Source organism: Pantoea sp. YR525, assembly GCF_900116775.1.
Taxonomy (GTDB): domain Bacteria; phylum Pseudomonadota; class Gammaproteobacteria; order Enterobacterales; family Enterobacteriaceae; genus Pantoea; species Pantoea symbiotica.
In genome coordinates this window covers 308,556-328,283 of the sequence record NZ_FPBU01000008.1, presented here as the reverse complement: position 1 = coordinate 328,283, position 19,728 = coordinate 308,556, and the positions used below count along the sequence as shown (strand labels likewise).

The window sequence follows — 19,728 nt, the reverse complement described above, 5'->3', positions numbered from 1 at the left end:
CCTCCGGATTCTGGATTGTTTGTCCAGGATCCGGGGTTCAGTGCATGGCCGCGCCCTCTGCACTCCCGGGCCCTGCGCCAGCCCAACCCGCCGCTGCGCGGTACCTTCACTCATTCACGATTCCTGACGGACCGGTGGCGATTCGCTCCTGCTCAGCGCCACCTCTCGCCGCATCCATGCGGCTCGCCCTGGAATCCCTCACTCGTTCAGCGTTTTGGGATGTCGCCTCAACACCCGCGCTGCAGCAGTCGTATGTATTCTTAACTCAAAATCGCTATAAATCCCGTAGGGTTGCCATTCATGGCAACCTGGTGCGCATAAATGCACACCCTACGAAAAAACCAATTCGGGCACTGTTATCACAGGCGGCGCTGTTGCGCGCCATCCGCAGCGCCGAGCGCAGAGTGACGGCCAGGATGAGCCGACACGACGTCGGCGAAAGCGCGGCATGAGCCAGGAAGGCGAATCCGCGCGGTCCGTCAGGCCGGAAGGATAAGCAAGGGAACAGCGAGGACGGCGCAGGCGGGGATTGCTAAGGTCCGCGCCTTCGGACCTTAGCCCGGCCGCCTGCTTCACACATTCTGAAACTACCAGATGCTTAGCGGGCGGAATCCCTGCGATGTCAGCACGCTGCTTATCTGACATGCATTACGCCATAAATGGCGACCCTGCGAGATATCACAGCTGGTGGATTACCACCCACATTGGGCCTTGTCCTACCGCGTAACGCGCCAGCGGATTAAGCAGGCCGCGCTCCTGAATCTTATACACTTCGATATGGTGCGATTTTTGTCCCGCCGCCACCAGATATTGACCGCTGTGATCAATATTGAAGCCGCGTGGCTGGGTTTCCGTCGGCTGATAGCCTTCAATCGCCAGCACCGAGCCATCTTCACTGATGCTGAACACCGTAATGGTGCTGCTGGTGCGGTCGCAGGCATAGAGGAAACGGCCATCCGGCGTGATGTGGATGTCCGCCGCCCAACGCGTATCGCTGAAATCCTTCGGCATCATGTCGAGGCTCTGCACCCGCTCAACCTGGCCGTGCACGTTGTTCAGCGCCCAGACATCGACGCTGCTATCCAGCTCGTTCACCACGTAGCCATACGCGCCGTTCGGGTGGAACGCCATGTGACGCGGACCCGCACCTTCAACGGTGGTGACCTGCGCTTGTTCACGCGGGGACAGCGTGCCGTCTGCGTTCAGTTGATACAGGCAGATGCGATCCTGCTTCAGTGCCGGTACAAACAGCGTTTGGTTGTTCAGATCGATATTGGCGGAGTGGCAGCCGTCCAACCCGCTGATCACCTGACTTGGCGCTTGCGGCAAGCCATCGCTGCCAATCGGGCTGATGCTGACGCAGGCATCGTTGTACGAGCCGCAGAACAGATAATTGCCGTGACGATCGGTGGAGATGTGGGTTGGGCTGCCCGGCAGCGGCGCTTCACCGGCGAGGCTCAGCGAACCGTCGGCCGCAATGCGGAACGCCAGCACGCGAAAATTCGGACGAACACCTACATAGAGGAAATCTTTCTTCGGGCTCACCACCATCGGCTGCACCTGGCCGGCAACATCCGTTACCTGCAATAACGTCAGTGCGCCATCTTCCTGCAACTGCCACGCATGAATCTGCTGGCTCTCGGGACTGGCGGTATACACGACTTGTTTCATGCGTTTTCCTTATTCGCTGCCTGATGAAAGGGATAACTGTAGCGCGTTTCATTTTGTCGCGCTGGATTCATTTGTGCCCTGTTTTTTGTCTCAGGGCCGCTGCCGGGTGTAGACTCAATGCTTTGCCAACTCCCGGACGGAAAGTGTAATGAGCTACCGCGTAATCGCCCTTGACCTCGACGGCACCCTGCTGACCCCGAACAAAACCATTCTGCCAGAATCCATCGAAGCGCTGGCCCGCGCGCAACAAGCGGGCGTGAAAGTGTTGATCGTCACCGGTCGCCACCACTGCGCTATCCACCCTTTTTATCAGGCACTTAAGCTGGATACACCCGCAATCTGCTGTAATGGCACCTATTTGTATGATTATCCGGCGAAACAGGTGCTGGCCGCCGATCCGCTGGATAAAAGCAAAGCCGCGCGTGTGATTGAGATGCTGGATGAAGAGAACATTCATGGTTTGCTGTATGTCGATGATGCGATGCTGTACCAGACGCCAACCGGCCATGTGACGCGTACGCTGAACTGGGCGCAATCGCTGCCGGAAGCGCAGCGTCCGCTGTTCCTGCAGGTGCCAAGCCTGGCGCAGGCGGCGATTGACGCTGACTCGATCTGGAAATTCGCGCTGTCGCATCCCGACACCCGCGCGCTGCAGCAGTTTGCTGAACGCACCGAAGCCGAACTCGGTCTGGCGTGTGAATGGTCGTGGCACGATCAGGTGGATATCGCCAAAGGCGGCAACAGCAAAGGCAAGCGTCTGGCGCAGTGGGTTGAAAGTCAGGGCTTTAGCATGCAAGACGTGCTGGCGTTTGGCGACAACTACAACGATCTCAGCATGCTGGAACAGGTGGGATTAGGCGTGGCGATGGGCAATGCCGATGACGCCATCAAAGCGCGCGCCAAAAAGGTGATTGGCACCAATCTGGAGCCGGGTATCGCCGAAGTGATTTATCAGGAAGTTCTCTAGTTAACCCTCCGCATCAACGCTTTTCGGTCACCATAAATGGCGACCCTACAGATGTTTGGTGCGGTTTTGTAGGGTCGCCATTCATGGCGACCTTTTGTTATGCCGCTATCGACACGCTCTTAATCTGCGCATACAGCCACTGATCGGGCCGGATGCCCAACTCATCTCGCGCCCACGGTGAAATGCGCGCCCACAACTCGCTGATGCCAATACGCAGCTTCACTTCCACCTGATCGTCAATCTCCAGCAGCTCAACCACCTGCGCCGGCAAAATATTGCGGATCGAAGTATTGTGCGGCGGCTGCAAGGCCAGCGACACATCGGCTGAGGCGATACGAATACGCAGCGGCGTTTTCAGCGGCTGATTCACCCTGCTCACCCAAATATGCTGATCGCCCAGCGACAGCGCGGTCATCGGGTAATCGGGATGCTGCTCCAGCACCTGCACGCGCAGCACGCTGGTGCGCTCGGCGAGCGGCAGCCACGGACGCATCGCCGAACTGCTCCACACTTTCTCCAGCGGACCAAAGGCTTTCACCTGGCCCGCGTCCAGCACCAGCACGTTGTCCGCCAACTGCAGGATTTCATCGAGGCTGTGCGACACGTAAAGAATCGGAATATCGATTTGCTTCGCTAGCTTTTGCAGATAGGGCATCAGCTCACGTTTGCGCGGCAAATCGAGCGATGCCAGCGGTTCATCCATCAGCAGAATATCGGGCGCGGTCAGCAAAGCGCGGCCAATTGCCACGCGCTGTTTTTCACCGCCCGAAAGCGAAGCGGGATAACGCGTTAGCAGCGACTCTAAACCGAGCAGCGCCACCAGCGCATTGAACTGCGGCTTCATTGAGGGCGACATGCCGTATTGCAGATTGCCGCGCACGCGATAGTGCGGGAACAGTCGCGCATCCTGAAACACATAGCCGATACGGCGCTTTTCCGGCGGCAAATTCACTCGCGTGGCCGAATCGAACAGCAGACGATCGTTTAACTCAATGCGCCCGCTTTGCGGCTGGGTTAATCCGCCAATCGCGTTAATTAACGAGGTTTTGCCCGCGCCCGATACGCCAAAAATGGCGGTGATGCCGCTGGCGGGAATGTTGACGTTGACGTCGAGCAGGTGATCGCCCAACTGCTGAGAAAGATGCAGATTTAGCATTATGCCGCTCCCAGCCGTTTACGGCCCCAGCGCGCCAGCAGCTCAGACGCCACCAGCGACATCAGCGCTAACGCTATCGCCACCGCACAAAGTCGCGCTGCGGTGCCTTCCGCACCCGGCGTCTCAATCAGGGTAAACATCGCCGACGGAATGGTACGCGTCTCGCCGGGAATGTTGGAGACAAAAGTGATGGTGGCGCCAAATTCGCCCAGCGAGCGGGCGAAGGCCAGCACCGTGCCGACAATAATGCCCGGCAAGGTGAGCGGAAGCGTGATGGTGAAAAACACGCGCCAGCGCCCGGCACCCAGCGTGCGGGCGGCCAGCTCCAGTTTGGTATCCACCGCTTCCAGCGCGAGACGAATCGCGCGCACCATTAGCGGAAACGCCATCACCGCCGAAGCGATCACTGCGCCGCGCCAGCTAAAGGCAAAGGTGAAGCCAAACCAGTCATACAGCCATTCGCCGATAAAACCGCGACGGCCTAAAGCGATCAGCAGCAGATAACCGACCACCACCGGCGGCAGCACCAGCGGCAGATGGACGATGCTATCCAAGAGGGTTTTGCCCGGAAAGCGGCAGCGCGCCAGAATCCAGGCCATCATGATGCCAAACGGCAAGCTGCAGATCACAGCTACACAAGAAACTTTCAGGCTGAGAAAAACGGCCTGCCATTCGGGATCGCTCAATATCATTTCTTCGGCGTGAATCCATACTGTTTAAACACGGCAGCGGCATCCGGCCCCTGCAAATAGTTGTAGAAGGCTTCTACCGTTGCGTTCTGATGTTCTTTGACAATCGCCATCGGATATTCCACTGGCTTGTGGCTATCTTCCGGGAATCGTCCCACGACCTGCACTTTTTGGCTGGCCACCGCGTCCGAACCATACACGATGCCGTACGGCGTTTCATTACGCTCAACCAATGCCAGCGCGGCACGCACATTATTAGCCGGCGCTAGCTGCGGGGATAAAGCGTCCCACGCGCCGAGTTTTTGTAATGCTTCTTTAGCATAAATGCCAGCGGGCACGTGATCCGGATCGCCCACCGCCAGCCGCTCGCCTTTCAGCAGGCTTTTCCAGTCGGTTTTGCTGTCAATCGTGACCGCTTTAGCCGCGTCGCTTTTCGGTGCAATCAGCACCAGATCATTGCCAAGCAGCGTATAGCGCGTGCTGGTTACCACGCTGTTTTTCGCCACTACATCGTCCATCCACTGCTGATCGGCAGAGATGAACAGATCGGCAGGTGCGCCCTGATCAATCTGGCGCGCCAGCACCGAAGAAGAGGCAAAAGACGAGACCACTTCTACGCCACTTTTCTTCTGATACTGCGTCGCAATCTCCTGCAACGCATTAGTCAGCGATGCCGCCGCGAACACGGTAATTTTCTCTGCGGCCACAGCATGACCCGCCAACGAAACGCCTAAAACGGTTGCAGCAGCCCAGCGGTAATTGATTGTTTGCATTTGTTGCTCCTTGTTACGTTATATATTTGATAATACAACGTGAGCACAAAGCGTGGAAGCCGCTATTTGGTGACGTAGGGTCGCCATTTATGGCGACCTGAACGATAGGATATATATCGGCAGGATTTTACAGAAGTTCAGAAACAAAACGCCCGCAGGAAGCGGGCGTTGAGAAATTAGTGTTGTGAGCTGTTGGCAGGACGATCGTCGCGGCGGCCAAATTTTGAGATGACGTTGAAAACTTCACCCAGGCCGTAAATCAGACCGAGCATAATAGCCATCACAATCGGCACCATGATGATAGCCACAGCCAGGCTTTTTAACAGTTCCAGCATGGAAACCTCACGCAGAAAATAAAAAAGTGATTGTAACGGTTAGCGAAAAAAACGCACTGCCCTTTTCGTGCTTTTACTTTTAAGCAGTAAACTGAGCTGATTAACCTAAGGAGCTGACATGCAGGCAGAACTTTCTCTCCATATTCGTCTTCAGCAAAAGCTGTTTGCCGATCCGCGCCGCATCGAATTACTGAAACGCGTGCAGCAAACCGGCTCCATCAGCCAGGGCGCGAAACTGGCGGGCATCAGCTACAAAAGTGCCTGGGATGCGATCAATGAGATGAATCAGCTGGCCGATCAAACGCTGGTGGATCGCGCGACCGGCGGCAAAGGCGGCGGCGGCGCGCAGCTGACGCGTTATGGCGAACGCTTGATTCAGCTGTTCCAGTTGATGGAGCAAATTCAACAGAAAGCCTTCGATGTGCTGCAAAACGACAGTTTGCCGCTCGACAGTTTGCTGGCGGCAATTGCGCGCTTTTCGCTGCAAACCAGCGCGCGTAATCAGCTGTTTGGTACGGTGCTGGCCAGCAATCATCAGCAGGTGCAGCAGCATATTGAGGTGCTGCTCGCCGATGGCGTGACGCGCCTGCAAGTGGCGATCACCGCCCGCAGCGCCGAACGGCTGCAACTCGATAGCGGCAAAGAGGTGCTGGTGCTGATTAAAGCGCCGTGGATTCACGTCAGTCACGCCGCCGACAGCAGCGATAATCAGCTGGCCGCGCAGATCAGCGCGATTGAGCCCGGCGATCAGGTTAGCGAAGTATTGATGGCGTTGCCGAGCGGCGAAACGCTGTGCGCTACCGTCAGCAATGACGCGGTGAAACAGCAGAATCTGCAGGTTGGTGCCAGCGTCACCGCCAGTTTTAATGCCGAACACGCCATCATCGCCACACTGCTCTGAAATCCACGCCATGATTTGACTTCGCCTGCATCGCTGGCTAAAACTGAGCAACACGATGCATAAAACGGAATAAATCATGGCTTTATTGCAAATTTCGCAAGGCACGTTTCACCTTAGCGACACCCGAGCACTGTCACTCAACGATTTAACTCTCAACAGCGGCGAAAGCTGGGCGTTCGTCGGCGCCAACGGCAGCGGCAAGTCATCGCTGGCGCGCGCCCTTTCTGGCGAGTTGCTGCCCGGCAAAGGCAGCGTGCAGCAGAATTTTCAGCGCCGCACGCGCCTGTCGCTGGAGCAACTGCAAAAACTGGTCAGCGATGAGTGGGAACGCAATAACACCGATCTGCTGAGTGAAGGCGAAGACGATACCGGCCGCACCGCCGCGCAAATCATTCAGGACGAAGTGAAAGATGAGGCGCGCTGTCAGGCGCTGGCGCAGCAGTTTGGCATCACTTATCTGCTCGATCGTCGCTTCAAATACCTCTCCACCGGCGAGACGCGCAAAACGCTGCTGTGTCAGGCGCTGATGGCGCAGCCGGATTTGCTGATCCTCGATGAACCTTTCGATGGGCTGGATGTGGCGTCGCGCGCCAGCCTGGCGCAAACCCTCAATGATTTGCATCAAAGCGGTTACAGCGTGGTGCTGGTGCTTAATCGCTTTGATGATATTCCCGATTTTGTCGAGAAGGTCGGCGTATTAGCCGAATGCACGTTAACCCACGTGGGCGAGCGCCGCGCGATTCTGGCTGAAGCGCTGGTGGCACAGCTGGCACACAGCGAGAAACTCGAGGGCATAGCGCTGCCGGAAGCGGATCAGCCGGATCAATTGCCGCAGCTGGCCGAAGATGCGCCGCGCGTGGTTCTGCGCAACGGCGTGGTGTCGTACAACGATAAAGCGGTAATTGATGGCCTGAACTGGCAGGTTAATCCCGGTGAACACTGGCAGATTGTGGGGCCGAACGGCGCGGGTAAATCTACCCTGCTCAGTTTAGTGACCGGCGATCATCCGCAGGGTTACAGCAACGATTTAACGCTGTTCGGCATCCGACGCGGCAGCGGTGAAACCATCTGGGATATCAAGCAGCACATTGGTTATGTCAGCAGCAGCCTGCACCTCGATTATCGCGTCAGCTGCAATGTGCGCACCGTGGTGCTCTCTGGCTTCTTCGATTCGATTGGCTTGTATCAGGCGGTGTCCGATCGGCAAAAAGCGCTGGCGCGTCAGTGGCTGGCGTTGCTCGGTATGGATAATCAGCTGGCCGATGCGCCGTTCCACAGTTTGTCGTGGGGACAGCAGCGGCTGGTGCTGATTGCGCGCGCGCTGGTGAAGCATCCTACGTTATTGATCCTTGATGAACCGCTGCAAGGACTGGATCCGATTAACCGCCAGCTGGTGCGTCGCTTTGTCGATGTGCTGATTGGCGAAGGCCGCACGCAACTGCTGTTTGTTTCCCACCACGCCGAAGATGCCCCGCAGTGCATCACCCACCGCCTGAGTTTTGTCGCGCAGGAACAGGGTTACGGTTTTCTGCAAGAGTCGCTGCGTTAATTAGCGGTCGCCATGAATGGCGACCCTACGAAGGCCTACCGTGCAATAAAGCCATTGCCAAAATAATTCGTGCTGCTGCAAGGCGGCAAGCAGGCAAGTCCCCAGGAGCTTACATCAGTAAGTGACTGGGGCGCGCATGCGCAGCCAACGCAGCAGCAGTTCGAAGTATGAAGGCAATGTAACCGCTACCATTTCATTGCCTGGTAAGTAAGCAAATAGCACTGATAACCCCACAAAATGAGAATCGTCACCTTGTGTAAACGATACCATTTATCCAGACTGGATCACGCTTTCACGCTGGTCTTTGTGCTACTTTGATCAAAATCATTTTTATCTGTTTGCCGTTTACCAGGACTCATCATGGAAAAATTTAACCCGGTCGATCATCCGCATCGCCGTTATAACCCATTGATCGATCAATGGGTGCTGGTCTCACCCCATCGCGCTAAGCGTCCGTGGCAAGGCGCGCAGGAAACCCCGGCGCTGGAGCAGCTGCCGGCGCACGATCCTGACTGCTTCCTCTGTGCGGGAAACACCCGCATTACCGGTGATAAAAACCCCAACTATAAAAGCACTTACGTGTTCACCAATGACTTTGCCGCGCTGATGACCAACACGCCAGATGCACCGCAAAGCGACGATCTTTTGATGCGCTGCGAAAGCGCGCGTGGCACCAGCCGGGTGATCTGCTTCTCGCCGGATCACAGCAAAACGCTGCCGGAGCTGCCGCTGAGCGGACTGGAAGATATCGTGCGGACCTGGCAGGAACAGACCGCCGACCTCGGCCAGCACTATCCGTGGGTGCAGGTGTTTGAAAACAAAGGTGCGGCGATGGGCTGCTCCAACCCGCATCCGCACGGTCAGATTTGGGCCAACAGCTTCCTCCCGAACGAAGCGCAAAAAGAAGATGACCATCAGCGTCACTATTTTGCCGAGAAAGGCACGCCGATGCTGGTCGATTACGCCGCGCGTGAAATGAATGATGGCAGCCGCACGGTGGTGGAAACCGAACACTGGCTGGCCGTGGTGCCGTGGTGGGCGGCGTGGCCGTTTGAAACCTTGCTGCTGCCGAAAGCCCATGTGAAACGTATCACCGATCTCACCGAGCCGCAGCGCACCGATCTGGCGCTGGCGCTTAAGCAGCTCACCAGCCGCTACGACAACCTGTTCCAGTGCTCATTCCCCTATTCAATGGGTTGGCACGGCGCGCCGTTCAACGGCGAAAGTAACGATCACTGGCAGCTGCATGCGCACTTCTATCCACCGTTGCTGCGTTCAGCCACGGTGCGCAAATTTATGGTTGGCTATGAAATGCTGGCCGAAACCCAACGTGATTTAACGGCGGAACAGGCAGCTGAACGTCTGCGTTCTGTCAGCGATGTCCATTTCCGCGAGGCGCAATAAATGTCATTAAAATCCATTACTCAACAGGTATTCGCTGACACCTTCGGCTATCCAGCCACGCACAGCATTCAGGCGCCGGGCCGCGTCAATCTGATCGGCGAACACACCGACTACAACGATGGCTTCGTGCTGCCGTGCGCCATCGATTATCAAACCGTGATCGCCTGCGCCAAACGCGACGATCGTCAGGTGCGCGTGATTGCCGTCGATTACGACAATCAGCAGGATAGTTTCTCGCTGGATGCGCCGATTGAGCCGCTGAAAGAACCAATGTGGGCCAACTACGTGCGCGGCGTGGTGAAACATCTGCAGAAACGCGATGCCAGCTTTGGTGGCGTCGATATGGTGATCAGCGGCAATGTGCCACAAGGCGCGGGCCTGAGCTCTTCGGCATCGCTAGAAGTGGCGGTCGGCACCGTATTCCAGCAGCTGTATGCATTGAACCTCGACGGCGCAGCGATTGCGGTGAACGGTCAGGAAGCGGAAAACCAGTTTGTCGGCTGCAACTGCGGCATCATGGATCAGCTGATCTCCGCGCTCGGTCAGCCGGATCACGCCATGCTGCTGGATTGCCGCACGCTTGGCACGCGCGCGGTATCGATGCCGGAAGATGTCGCAGTGGTGATCATTAACTCCAACTTCCGTCGCAGCCTGGTGGGCAGCGAATACAACACGCGTCGTGAGCAGTGCGAAACCGGCGCGCGCTTCTTCAATAAACCGGCGCTGCGCGATGTGACGCAGGAAGAGTTCGAAGCCTCAGCAGGCGAACTGGATGCGTTGGTAGCCAAACGCGTGCGTCACGTCATTACCGAGAATGCGCGCACGCTGGAAGCAGCCGATGCGCTAAGCGCTGGCGACCTGAAACGTATGGGCGAACTGATGGCCGAATCGCACGCCTCGATGCGTGACGATTTCGAAATCACCGTGCCGCAAATCGACCAACTGGTTGAGATTGTGAAAGCAGAAATCGGCCCGCGCGGCGGCGTACGTATGACCGGTGGCGGCTTTGGTGGCTGCATCGTGGCGCTGATGCCGACCGATCTGGTCGATGCGGTGAAAGCGGTGGTGGCCGAGAAGTATGAAGCACAAACCGGCATTAAAGAGACCTTCTACGTGTGCAAAGCGTCCGCAGGAGCAGGCCAATGGTAAGTGATGTGAATTCACACGCGCCAGACGGGCAACCGTGGCGCATCACTGTGCTGCGCAATCGCAACGGCATGGTCGCGACCTTTATGGATTGGGGCGCGACCTGGCTGTCAGCGCGCGTGCCAATGCTGGATCACAGCGTGCGTGAAGCATTGCTCGGCTGCGCCACGCCATCTGATTATCTGCATCAGGATGCCTATCTTGGCGCGACGATTGGCCGCTACGCAAACCGCATCGCCTCGGCCGAACTGAAGCCGCTTAATTTGTTGCTGGCAGCGAATCAGGGCGCACATCAGCTGCACGGCGGGCCGGAAGGTTTCGATAAACGTCGCTGGCAGATCCTCAGTCAGAGCGAAAGCGAGGTGCACTATCGCCTCGATTCGCCGGATGGCGATCAGGGTTATCCCGGTAATTTTATCGCCGATGTCATCTATCAACTTGATGATGATAATTGCCTGTCGATTCGCTACGAAGCGCAAACCGATAAGCCCTGCCCGGTCAACCTGACCAACCATGCTTACTTTAATCTTGATGCGCATCATGGTGATGCGCGTCAGCATCGCTTACAACTGCACGCCGATCGTTACTTGCCGGTGGATAGCGAAGGTATTCCTAACGCGCCGCTGAAAGAGGTAGCGGGAAACAGTTTTGATTTCCGCCAGCCGAAGCGTGTCGCCGATGAGTTCCTCGCCGATGACGATCAAAAAGCGGTGAAAGGCTATGACCACGCCTTTTTGCTCAACACCGCTGGCGACAGCAGCCAGCCCGCCGCCCATTTGTGGTCTGCGGATGGCAAGCTGGAGCTGAGCGTGTTTACTGCCGCCCCGGCGCTGCAGTTCTACAGCGGCAACTATCTGGCGGGAACACGCGCCCGTGAGCAGGACAGCTATACTGCTTTCCAGGGCATCGCTCTGGAGAGCGAATTTTTACCGGATTCGCCCAACCATGCAGAGTGGCCGCAGCCCGATTGCTGGCTGCAACCCGGCGACAGCTGGCAGTCCGTGACGCATTATCGCTTCACGCCGCACTGAGCCACCGGATGAAAAACGCGCACTGCGCTGCCGACAGGCTTACGCAGTGCGCTGTTTTCCGCTATGGTATGGCGCTATTAGTGAGCCGCTTCTCAGTGGCCGCAGCCGGTTTCAATACTAATCGTAAATCGAGCATTAAGGAGTAAAGCTATGGCCGTAACTAAGCTGGTACTGGTGCGACACGGCGAAAGCCAGTGGAACCAGGAAAACCGCTTCACCGGATGGTACGATGTTGACCTGTCTGACAAAGGTCGCACTGAAGCCAAAGCAGCCGGTCAGCTGCTGAAGAAAGAAGGTTTCGTGTTTGATTTCGCTTACACCTCAGTGCTGAAGCGCGCTATCCACACGCTGTGGAACGTGCTGGATGAGCTGGATCAGGCTTGGCTGCCGGTTGAGAAAACCTGGCGTCTGAACGAGCGTCACTACGGTGCGCTGCAAGGTCTGGATAAAGCAGAAACCGCCGCTAAATACGGTGACGAGCAAGTGAAACAGTGGCGTCGTGGCTTTGCCATCACCCCACCAGAGCTGGATCGCGCTGATGAGCGTTTCCCTGGCCACGACCCGCGTTACGCTTCACTGACTGACGCGCAGCTGCCAACCACCGAAAGCCTGGCGCTGACCATCGAACGCGTGATTCCTTACTGGAACGAAAGCATTCTGCCGCGCATTAAGAGCGGTGAGAAAGTGATTGTTGCTGCACACGGCAACTCACTGCGTGCGCTGGTAAAATACCTCGACAACCTGAGCGAAGACGAGATCCTCGAACTGAACATCCCAACTGGCGTGCCATTGGTGTATGAGTTCGACGAGAACTTCAAGCCGCTCAAACGTTACTATCTGGGTGATGCTGACGAGATCGCTGCGAAAGCCGCTGCCGTAGCAAACCAGGGTAAAGCGAAGTAAGCGACCGCTGAAACGCAAAAAGGCCAGACGCGAGTCTGGCCTTTTTTATTGCCGCAAGGCTTAACCGCGACGCTGTTTGACCGCCTGAGCCAGCTGACGCAACGCTTTCTCGGTGTCTTCCCAGCCGATGCAGGCATCGGTCACGCTCTGGCCGTACACCAGCGGTTTGCCGCTCTCGAGGCTCTGATTGCCTTCCACCAGATGACTCTCGATCATCACGCCAGTAATCGCCTGCTCACCGCCGGCAATTTGCTGTGCCACGTCATCAGAAACTACCATCTGACGCTGGAACTGCTTGCTGCTGTTGGCATGGCTGAAGTCGATCATCACCTGCGGACGCAAGCCTGCTTTCTCCAGACCGGTTTTCACTGCCGCCACGTGTTCAGCGCTGTAGTTCGGCTCTTTGCCGCCGCGCAGAATGATGTGGCAATCTTCGTTACCGCTGGTTTCGACAATCGCCGAGTGACCATATTTGGTGACCGACAAGAAGCAGTGCGGTGCGCTGGCTGCACCAATCGCGTCAATCGCCACTTTGATGGTGCCGTCGGTGCCGTTTTTGAAGCCCACCGGGCAAGAGAGGCCGGAAGAGAGTTCGCGATGCACCTGCGATTCAGTGGTACGTGCGCCAATCGCGCCCCAGCTCATCAGATCGGCCATATATTGTGGCGTGATCATATCGAGGAACTCACCCGCTGCAGGCAAACCGATGTCGTTGATATCCACCAGCAGCTTGCGCGCCAGGCGCAGGCCGTCGTTGATCTGGAAGCTACCGTCCATAAATGGATCGTTGATCAGCCCTTTCCAGCCCACCGTGGTGCGCGGTTTTTCAAAGTAAACACGCATCACCACTTCGAGATCGTCTTTCAACTCATCACGTAACTTCAGCAGACGCGCGGCATACTCTTGCGCAGCCTGGGTATCGTGAATCGAGCACGGACCGATCACCACCAGCAGACGATCATCTTCGCCATGCAGAATGCGGTGAATCGCCTGACGTGACTGCGCAACGGTTTCGGCAGCTTTATCAGTGGCGGGGAATTTCTCAAGCAAGGCAACAGGAGGAAGTAACTCTTTGATCTCTCTGATGCGTAAATCGTCGTTCTGGTAATCCATACACAATTCCATTCAAATTTCTGGCCCAACGTCCGTCGGGCGCAACCCGCCCACTTTAGCCCTTCACGCGGTAGGTGTAAATTACGCACCGTGGCTAAAATGTATATCTCAAGTTTGCATTTATATATCTATGCACTAAGCTTTTTAAATGTAAGCACTAAGGAATGAGGTGTTTACAAAATTTAATATTTAAGCGAAGCGTATAAGGTGGAATTTTATTCCATCGCGGCACGCTATTTTCGTCAATCAACACCAGTGCGTGTTTGACGGCAACTATCCATTAATTACTGGAGCATAATGATGAATAAGTTTGCAATGATCTTTCTGACGGCAGCGATGACTTTAGGTAGCGGTGCGGTTATGGCGGCAGATAGTAATAATGGTGCAGCTAACGCCTCAGCGGAAGCGGGCGCAGCAGCCGGTGGTGCAAAACAGAATCTGCCACCGAATAACGTTGATAACAGCAAAATCAATAACGGCAGCATGAATACGAACAGTGCCGCAACCTCAGGTACACATACGGGTAATATGACTGCAGAGCAGATGCATAAAAATTCGATGTGTAAAGACGGCAAATGTCCTGACATGAACAAAAAAGTCCACACCAAAGAAGGTGGTGGCAAAGTTAAACACAAAACCGATGGCACCACGCAATAAGTAAGTCATTGGTATCAATCGGGAGAGCTTCGGCTCTCCCTTTTATTTTGCCCCCCGCCCTTTTCCGCTATGCTGAAGCAATGAAATTCACAGGAACTGATTCATGGCTTCATTGCTGCTTATTGATGATCACCCGTTAGTTGAAGTCGCACTGGAAGCGGCTTGCGTTAACGCTCCCATCACGCTGAAAATTCACGCCGCTGGCGACGAAGCCCAGGCACGCCAACTGCTGCAGCAACATCCTATCGATTTAATTGTGCTGGATATTGGCCTACCCGATTGCGACGGCCTTGAGCTGCTGCGCCGGTTACGCGTGCGCAATCAGCACTGTCCTGTGTTGATCTATTCCGCGCAGCAGAGCCGTCACACATTGCTCAGCGCAGTGTCGTTGGGCGCCGCCGGTTACGTGGTGAAAAGCCAAAGCATGGCGCAACTGCTGAGTGCAATTCTGGCAGTGCTCGGCGGACAACAGGCGTTTCCGCCGCTGCCAGAGCGTATCGAACTGCCGTTAACCGAGAAGGAGCAGCAGATTGTGGCGCTGCTGGTGCGCGGACTATCGAATCTGCAGATTGGCGAGCAGCTGCACATCAGCAATAAAACCGTCAGCACCCACAAGAAGAACATCCTGGAGAAAACCGGCGTGCAATCGGTGGTTGAACTGGCTGAATTGTGGAAAGCGCAGCAGTGAGGATATGGCTGCTCCTCAGCCTGTTGGTGCTGAGTGTGCTGGCGAAAGCCGATCTGCAACCCGCCAGCAGCGTGATGTTACCCGCGATGATGCCAGCGCCGCACGCTGAGCCGTGGCCGGGTGCAACCTTGCGCGTCGCGGTGCCGGCACAGAACAGCGCGCCCTGGGCGATGCGCATTGGCGATCACATCTGGGGCATCGACGCCGACTATCTCAGCGCGCTTAGCCAGTTGACAGGTACCCATTTCACGCTGCAAAGCTATGCCGATCGCGCGCAGCAATTGGCAGCCTTGCAGCGCGGCGAGGTGGATTTGGTATTAAGTAATCAACACGCCGAGCTGCCGTCCGATGTTCTGCTCAGCGACAGCTGGTACAGCAGCCCGATTCGTATCTATCGCAACCGGGATAATCAGCGCGCGGTGATGTTCAACAGCGATACCGCGCAGCTCACCATTGCCGAGGCGACGTTAGCGCAATTGCCCGCCGAATTTGTCCAGCAGCATCGCTGGCATACCTTGCCGGGCGATCTGCAGGCGCTGTATGCGCTGCTCAATCAGCAGAGCGATTATCTGGTCGCCGATGAAGCCAGCGCCGGTTTCCTGCTGGGCCAGCTGCAGCAAGGACAAATCTACCAAATCACCGCCGATCCCGGCGCGGGCGAACTGACGTTACGTGCGCTGGCGCGCGATGCCGCACTGATCCACTGGCTTAACAGCCAGTTGCGCCTGCTTCCCGCCGAATTCAGCAGTCGCGTCCAGCAGCGCTGGAGTCCGCCGCTGCTGCGTTATCAGGACACGCAAACATTGATGCTGTCGGCTGGCGAAAAGCAGTGGCTGGCGCAGCACAACGAGATTCCGTATGCGGTTGAGGCAGATAATGCGCCATGGAGTTATCGCGACAGCAACGGCAATGCGCGCGGCTTCGGCATCGATCTGCTAAACGCCTTAAGCCAAAGCACCGGCCTGCGTTTTACCCCGCGCTGGGTCAACAATCCGCAGCAGGCCGCCACGCTTTTGCAGCAACAGCAGGTAATGCTGAATCTGTTACAGCCGCTGTATGGCGACGATCCCGGCAGCAACACCTTGCCGGTATGGCGCGCCATTTGGGGAATTTACACGCTTGCCACCCATCAACCGATGAACTGGCAATCCCTACAAGGCCAGCGCGTGGGCGTGTTACGCGACGATCTCGCCTCACGTTTGCTGCCATCGGGCGTTACGCCACAGCCGTTCGACGACCGTGCGCAGCTGTGGCAAGCGCTGAATAGCGGTCAGATTGATGCGCTGGTGGATAACGTGCTGTCCGCGCGCTGGCGCATGGCGAGCCACGAAGATAATCGTGTGCATCTGGCATTTGCCGCCAGCGATATCGCCTGGCCGCTGGCACCGCAGGTAAGCGCTGAACAGCCTGAGCTGCGCGCCCTGCTCGACCATGCATTGCAGCAGATCCCGCCCGATACGCTCAATCAGATGCGCGTCAGCTGGTCGCAGCCGCCGCAGCCCGGCACCACGATGGCGATGCGCAATATTCCGCTGATGATTTTGATCGCGGCTGGCGTGATTATTCTGTTGCTGTTGGGTTTGCTGGCGCGTCGTTACTGGCAGCAGCGTCGTGATCGATTGCAGCGTGAACAGGCCGAACGCGCCAATGCCGCCAAGAGCCAGTTTCTCGCCACCGCCAGCCACGAATTGCGCACGCCGATGCAGGCGATTCTCGGTTTGCTGGAGCTGGAACAGCAGCAGCACCCGAGCGAACGGCTGGCTTTGATGCACAGCAGCGCGCGCTCGCTGATGGCGCTGCTAAACGACTTACAGGATCACGCACGTATTGAGAGCCACAGCTTCCGTTTGGCGCCGCGTCCGCTCGATCTGACACTTTGGCTGCAGCAACAGCAGCAGTTCTATCATCCCTTGATGCGCGATGCCGGGCCAAACCTGATTGCCGAAGCCCTGACGCCGTTGCCTGCCAGCGTGTTACTGGATGGCGATCGCCTGCAGCAGGTGGTGAATAATTTGGTCGCCAACGCCCTGAAGTTTACCCGCGAAGGCGAAGTGCGCCTTTCGCTGGCGGTTGATGCGCATATCCAGCTGACGGTGGCCGATACCGGCAGCGGCATTCCGCTTAACGAGCAGGCAGAGCTGTTTGAACCGTGGTATCAGGCGCCATCCGGCAAAAGCCATGCGGTACAAGGTAGCGGATTGGGTTTGTTTATCTGTCGCGAGATTGTGCAACGGATGGGCGGTACGCTAACGCTCACTTCAGAGCCCGGCAGCGGCACCACGGTCAGCGTGCAGTTGCCGTTAATACTGAGCGAAGAGCCGTTAACCGAGCGCACAGCAAGCTGGCCACATTATCCGCAGCTGCGCGTAGCGATCGTGGACGATCACCCGACCAATCTTTTAGTGATGCAGCAGCAGCTGGCGAACTTTGGTGTGCAGGCGCAGGTGTTTGAAGAGGGCCGAGCGCTGCTGCGCGCCGATGCCCAGCGCGCCTTCGATATTCTGTTTATCGACCAGATGATGCCGCGCCCGGATGGTTTAACGCTGCTGCGCATTCTGCGCCGCCGACAGCGCCAGCGCGGCACCGCCACGCTGCGCGTGCTGTGCTCTGCGGATGTTCAGTTGCTGAAAATCGCCCTGCAGGACGATGAAGCCTTGCTGCTCAAACCCATCGAGCTTGATCATCTGGCGCCGCTGCTGGCGCGCGCGATAAAAGATCCGCTGGATTTGTTGCCAAACAGTTTGCTGATTTTGGCGCAGAATAATCAGGCGTTTGTTCCACGCATCTGCCAGACCTTGCAGCGCACGCTGCAACAGGATCGGGATTTGCTGATCAGCGCACGCGATAAACAAAACTGGTCAGCGCTGGAACAGGCAGCGCACCGCATGAAAGGCAGCTGGTTGATGCTCGGGATGGATGAGGTTGCCGAGCGCTGTCAGCAGTTGATTGTGCAGACCAAACAGCAGCAGTTGCCGCTTGATGATCTCAATTTACTGATATCCTTAACAAACAGGTTACTTAAACAACTGGAAAATTATGGCACACACTCATTCCCACGGCGCAGCTAGCAGCAACCGCACGCGGCTGGCAGCGGCGTTTGGCGTAACGGCGCTGTTTATGGTGGCGGAAGTGATTGGCGGGCTGGTTTCTGGCTCGCTGGCGCTGCTGGCCGATGCCGGACATATGTTGACCGATGCCGCCGCACTGCTGATGGCGTTACTTGCGGTGCAATTTGCTCAGCGCAAACCCAACGCGCGCCATACCTTCGGCTTGCTGCGCCTCACCACCTTAGCGGCATTCGTCAACGCCATTGCGCTGCTGGTGATAACGGTGCTGATTGTCTGGGAAGCGCTGCGTCGCTTTTACGAGCCACAGCCAATAGCAGGCGGATTGATGCTCGGCATCGCCATTGCCGGTTTGCTGGCCAATCTGCTGTCGTTCCGGCTGCTGCATCGCGGCAGCGAAGAGAAGAATCTCAACGTACGTGCGGCGGCTTTGCATGTGCTGGGCGATTTGCTGGGTTCGGTCGGTGCGATTGTCGCGGCGGTGATCATCATGTTGACCGGCTGGACGCCGATAGATCCGATTCTGTCGCTGCTGGTGTCATTGCTGGTGGTGCGCAGCGCCTGGTCGCTGCTGCGCGAGAGTCTGCATGAGCTGCTGGAAGGTGCGCCGGACAATATCAACGCGGATAAACTTTCGCGCGAGCTGACGCGCAATATCGATGAAGTGCGTAACGTGCACCACGTTCATTTATGGCAAGTAGGTGAAAAGCCGGTGCTGACGCTGCATGTACAGGTGATTCCGCCTTACGATCATGACGGCCTGCTTAAGCGCATCCACCATTATCTGCATGAGCACTATCAGATTGCCCACGCCACGGTGCAGATGGAGTATCAGCCGTGCAGCGGACCGGACTGCGAGTTGTGTTTAGATAACAGCGCCGCGCAGCACGATCATCACGATCATGCTGCGCTGGAAGGTCATGCTCATCATCATCACTGATGTGACAGCGCGCGCGAGCCATGTTCGCGTGCGCTTTGCATCCACAGGCGCGAACCGTTAAGCGCAATCAGCGTCAGAATCGCGTACTCCAGTGACATGGCATAAACGCCCTGACGCGCAAAAATCATCACGCTTATGACGTTGATCACCACCCACAGCAGCCAGTTCTCAACGTATTTACGCGTCATGAGAATCATCGCCACAATCGACAACACCATCATGCACGAATCCCAGAACGGGAAAGCATCCGGCTGCAGCTGCGGCATCGCCACGTTAAGCCCCATGCTTTGCATGATGCCGACCGCTGTTTTGGTCAGGAAGGCAAACACTGGATCGATATAAAGCGTCATCAGAGCAATAGCCACCACGCACGCCGCGCCCCAACCCAAGGCTTTTGAGCGCGGCAGCCAGCGAATTTGCAGCTCAGTTTCATTGTTGGCGGTTTGCCGACTCCACGCGTACCAGCCGTAAACGTTGGCGACGAAGAAAAACAGCTGCAGCAATAAGCTGGCGTAGAGCTGAATCTGGAAGAAGATCACCGCGAACAGCGTGACGTTAATCAGCCCGAAAAAGTAGTTGATGATTTTTTCCAGGCTGGCGAGCCAGATACACAGCAAGCCAGCGATGGTGCCAACGGCTTCGATCCATGAGAGATCGTAGCCGCCAACGCCTAGCGGAATGTGAACCAGAATATTTTGCGTGCTAAAGAAGTCCATATAAGGTGCCTGTGTAACGGGAGC

At 56.8% G+C, this 19,728-nt stretch carries 18 protein-coding genes; 11 read left to right on the top strand and 7 right to left on the bottom strand.

Annotation, left to right across the window (positions count from 1 at the left end; genetic code table 11):
* Nucleotides 1-678: 678 nt before the first annotated feature.
* Nucleotides 679-1,671, bottom strand: coding sequence for a 6-phosphogluconolactonase (gene pgl, locus BM323_RS18160; protein ID WP_008109072.1), 993 nt, complete (start codon nt 1,669-1,671; stop codon nt 679-681).
* A 148-nt stretch (nt 1,672-1,819) separates the two neighbouring features.
* Here pgl and BM323_RS18155 point away from each other — a divergent pair, with 148 nt between their 5' ends.
* Complete coding sequence (locus BM323_RS18155; protein WP_008109070.1) at nt 1,820-2,638, top strand: pyridoxal phosphatase; 819 nt, start codon at nt 1,820-1,822, stop codon at nt 2,636-2,638.
* A gap of 97 nt (nt 2,639-2,735) precedes the next feature.
* Here BM323_RS18155 and modC read toward each other — a convergent pair whose 3' ends face one another.
* The 4 genes from modC to BM323_RS18135 all read right to left on the bottom strand — a co-directional run bounded on the left by modC (nt 2,736) and on the right by BM323_RS18135 (nt 5,591).
* Nucleotides 2,736-3,794, bottom strand: a complete 1,059-nt coding sequence (gene modC, locus BM323_RS18150; RefSeq protein WP_008109068.1) for a molybdenum ABC transporter ATP-binding protein ModC — start codon at nt 3,792-3,794, stop codon at nt 2,736-2,738.
* Nucleotides 3,794-4,486 carry a molybdate ABC transporter permease subunit gene (gene modB / locus BM323_RS18145; protein WP_008109064.1) on the bottom strand — a complete coding sequence of 231 codons (693 nt, stop codon included), beginning with the start codon at nt 4,484-4,486 and terminating at the stop codon, nt 3,794-3,796. Before modB ends, modC begins: the two co-directional genes overlap by 1 nt.
* Entirely contained in the window at nt 4,483-5,256 is a 774-nt protein-coding gene (modA, locus tag BM323_RS18140) for a molybdate ABC transporter substrate-binding protein (protein ID WP_008109062.1), read from the bottom strand. The genes modB and modA overlap by 4 nt, the downstream gene beginning before the upstream one ends.
* A 176-nt stretch (nt 5,257-5,432) precedes the next feature.
* Nucleotides 5,433-5,591, bottom strand: a complete 159-nt coding sequence (locus BM323_RS18135) for an AcrZ family multidrug efflux pump-associated protein (RefSeq protein ID WP_007890616.1) — start codon at nt 5,589-5,591, stop codon at nt 5,433-5,435.
* 118 nt (nt 5,592-5,709) lie between these two features.
* Between BM323_RS18135 and modE the strand changes: the two genes are divergently transcribed.
* From modE to gpmA, 6 genes are all read left to right on the top strand, one after another.
* On the top strand, nt 5,710-6,492 hold the full coding sequence (gene modE / locus BM323_RS18130; protein WP_008109060.1) for a molybdenum-dependent transcriptional regulator: 783 nt from the start codon (nt 5,710-5,712) through the stop codon (nt 6,490-6,492).
* A gap of 76 nt (nt 6,493-6,568) precedes the next feature.
* The gene (gene modF, locus BM323_RS18125; protein ID WP_008109057.1) at nt 6,569-8,041 is read left to right on the top strand and encodes a molybdate ABC transporter ATP-binding protein ModF; all 1,473 of its coding nucleotides are present in this window, start codon (nt 6,569-6,571) and stop codon (nt 8,039-8,041) included.
* A gap of 360 nt (nt 8,042-8,401) precedes the next feature.
* Complete coding sequence (galT, locus tag BM323_RS18120; protein ID WP_008109054.1) at nt 8,402-9,445, top strand: galactose-1-phosphate uridylyltransferase; 1,044 nt, start codon at nt 8,402-8,404, stop codon at nt 9,443-9,445.
* On the top strand, nt 9,446-10,594 hold the full coding sequence (galK, locus tag BM323_RS18115) for a galactokinase (RefSeq protein ID WP_008109052.1): 1,149 nt from the start codon (nt 9,446-9,448) through the stop codon (nt 10,592-10,594).
* Nucleotides 10,588-11,622 (top strand): galactose-1-epimerase, encoded by a 1,035-nt coding sequence (galM, locus tag BM323_RS18110; RefSeq protein ID WP_008109050.1) that lies wholly within the window; start codon nt 10,588-10,590, stop codon nt 11,620-11,622. Before galK ends, galM begins: the two co-directional genes overlap by 7 nt.
* Nucleotides 11,623-11,772: 150 nt before the next feature.
* Nucleotides 11,773-12,525 carry a 2,3-diphosphoglycerate-dependent phosphoglycerate mutase gene (gene gpmA, locus BM323_RS18105; RefSeq protein WP_008109047.1) on the top strand — a complete coding sequence of 251 codons (753 nt, stop codon included), beginning with the start codon at nt 11,773-11,775 and terminating at the stop codon, nt 12,523-12,525.
* A 60-nt stretch (nt 12,526-12,585) separates the two neighbouring features.
* Here the strand turns inward: gpmA and aroG are convergent, their stop codons facing one another.
* On the bottom strand, nt 12,586-13,638 hold the full coding sequence (gene aroG, locus BM323_RS18100; RefSeq protein ID WP_008109046.1) for a 3-deoxy-7-phosphoheptulonate synthase AroG: 1,053 nt from the start codon (nt 13,636-13,638) through the stop codon (nt 12,586-12,588).
* Nucleotides 13,639-13,935: 297 nt separating this feature from the next.
* Between aroG and BM323_RS18095 the strand changes: the two genes are divergently transcribed.
* From BM323_RS18095 to zitB, 4 genes are all read left to right on the top strand, one after another.
* Nucleotides 13,936-14,295: a YbgS-like family protein gene (locus BM323_RS18095; RefSeq protein ID WP_036649687.1), complete on the top strand. Its 360-nt coding sequence runs from the start codon at nt 13,936-13,938 to the stop codon at nt 14,293-14,295.
* A 103-nt stretch (nt 14,296-14,398) separates the two neighbouring features.
* A complete protein-coding gene (locus BM323_RS18090) occupies nt 14,399-14,983 on the top strand; it encodes a response regulator transcription factor (RefSeq protein ID WP_008109041.1) in 585 nt (194 codons plus the stop codon).
* Entirely contained in the window at nt 14,965-18,051 is a 3,087-nt protein-coding gene (locus BM323_RS18085) for an ATP-binding protein (protein ID WP_036649683.1), read from the top strand. The genes BM323_RS18090 and BM323_RS18085 overlap by 19 nt, the downstream gene beginning before the upstream one ends.
* Nucleotides 18,020-18,988: a CDF family zinc transporter ZitB gene (zitB, locus tag BM323_RS18080; protein ID WP_008109037.1), complete on the top strand. Its 969-nt coding sequence runs from the start codon at nt 18,020-18,022 to the stop codon at nt 18,986-18,988. The genes BM323_RS18085 and zitB overlap by 32 nt, the downstream gene beginning before the upstream one ends.
* Here the strand turns inward: zitB and pnuC are convergent.
* Nucleotides 18,982-19,704: a nicotinamide riboside transporter PnuC gene (gene pnuC / locus BM323_RS18075; protein ID WP_008109035.1), complete on the bottom strand. Its 723-nt coding sequence runs from the start codon at nt 19,702-19,704 to the stop codon at nt 18,982-18,984. The genes zitB and pnuC overlap by 7 nt on opposite strands.
* Nucleotides 19,705-19,728: the final 24 nt, after the last annotated feature.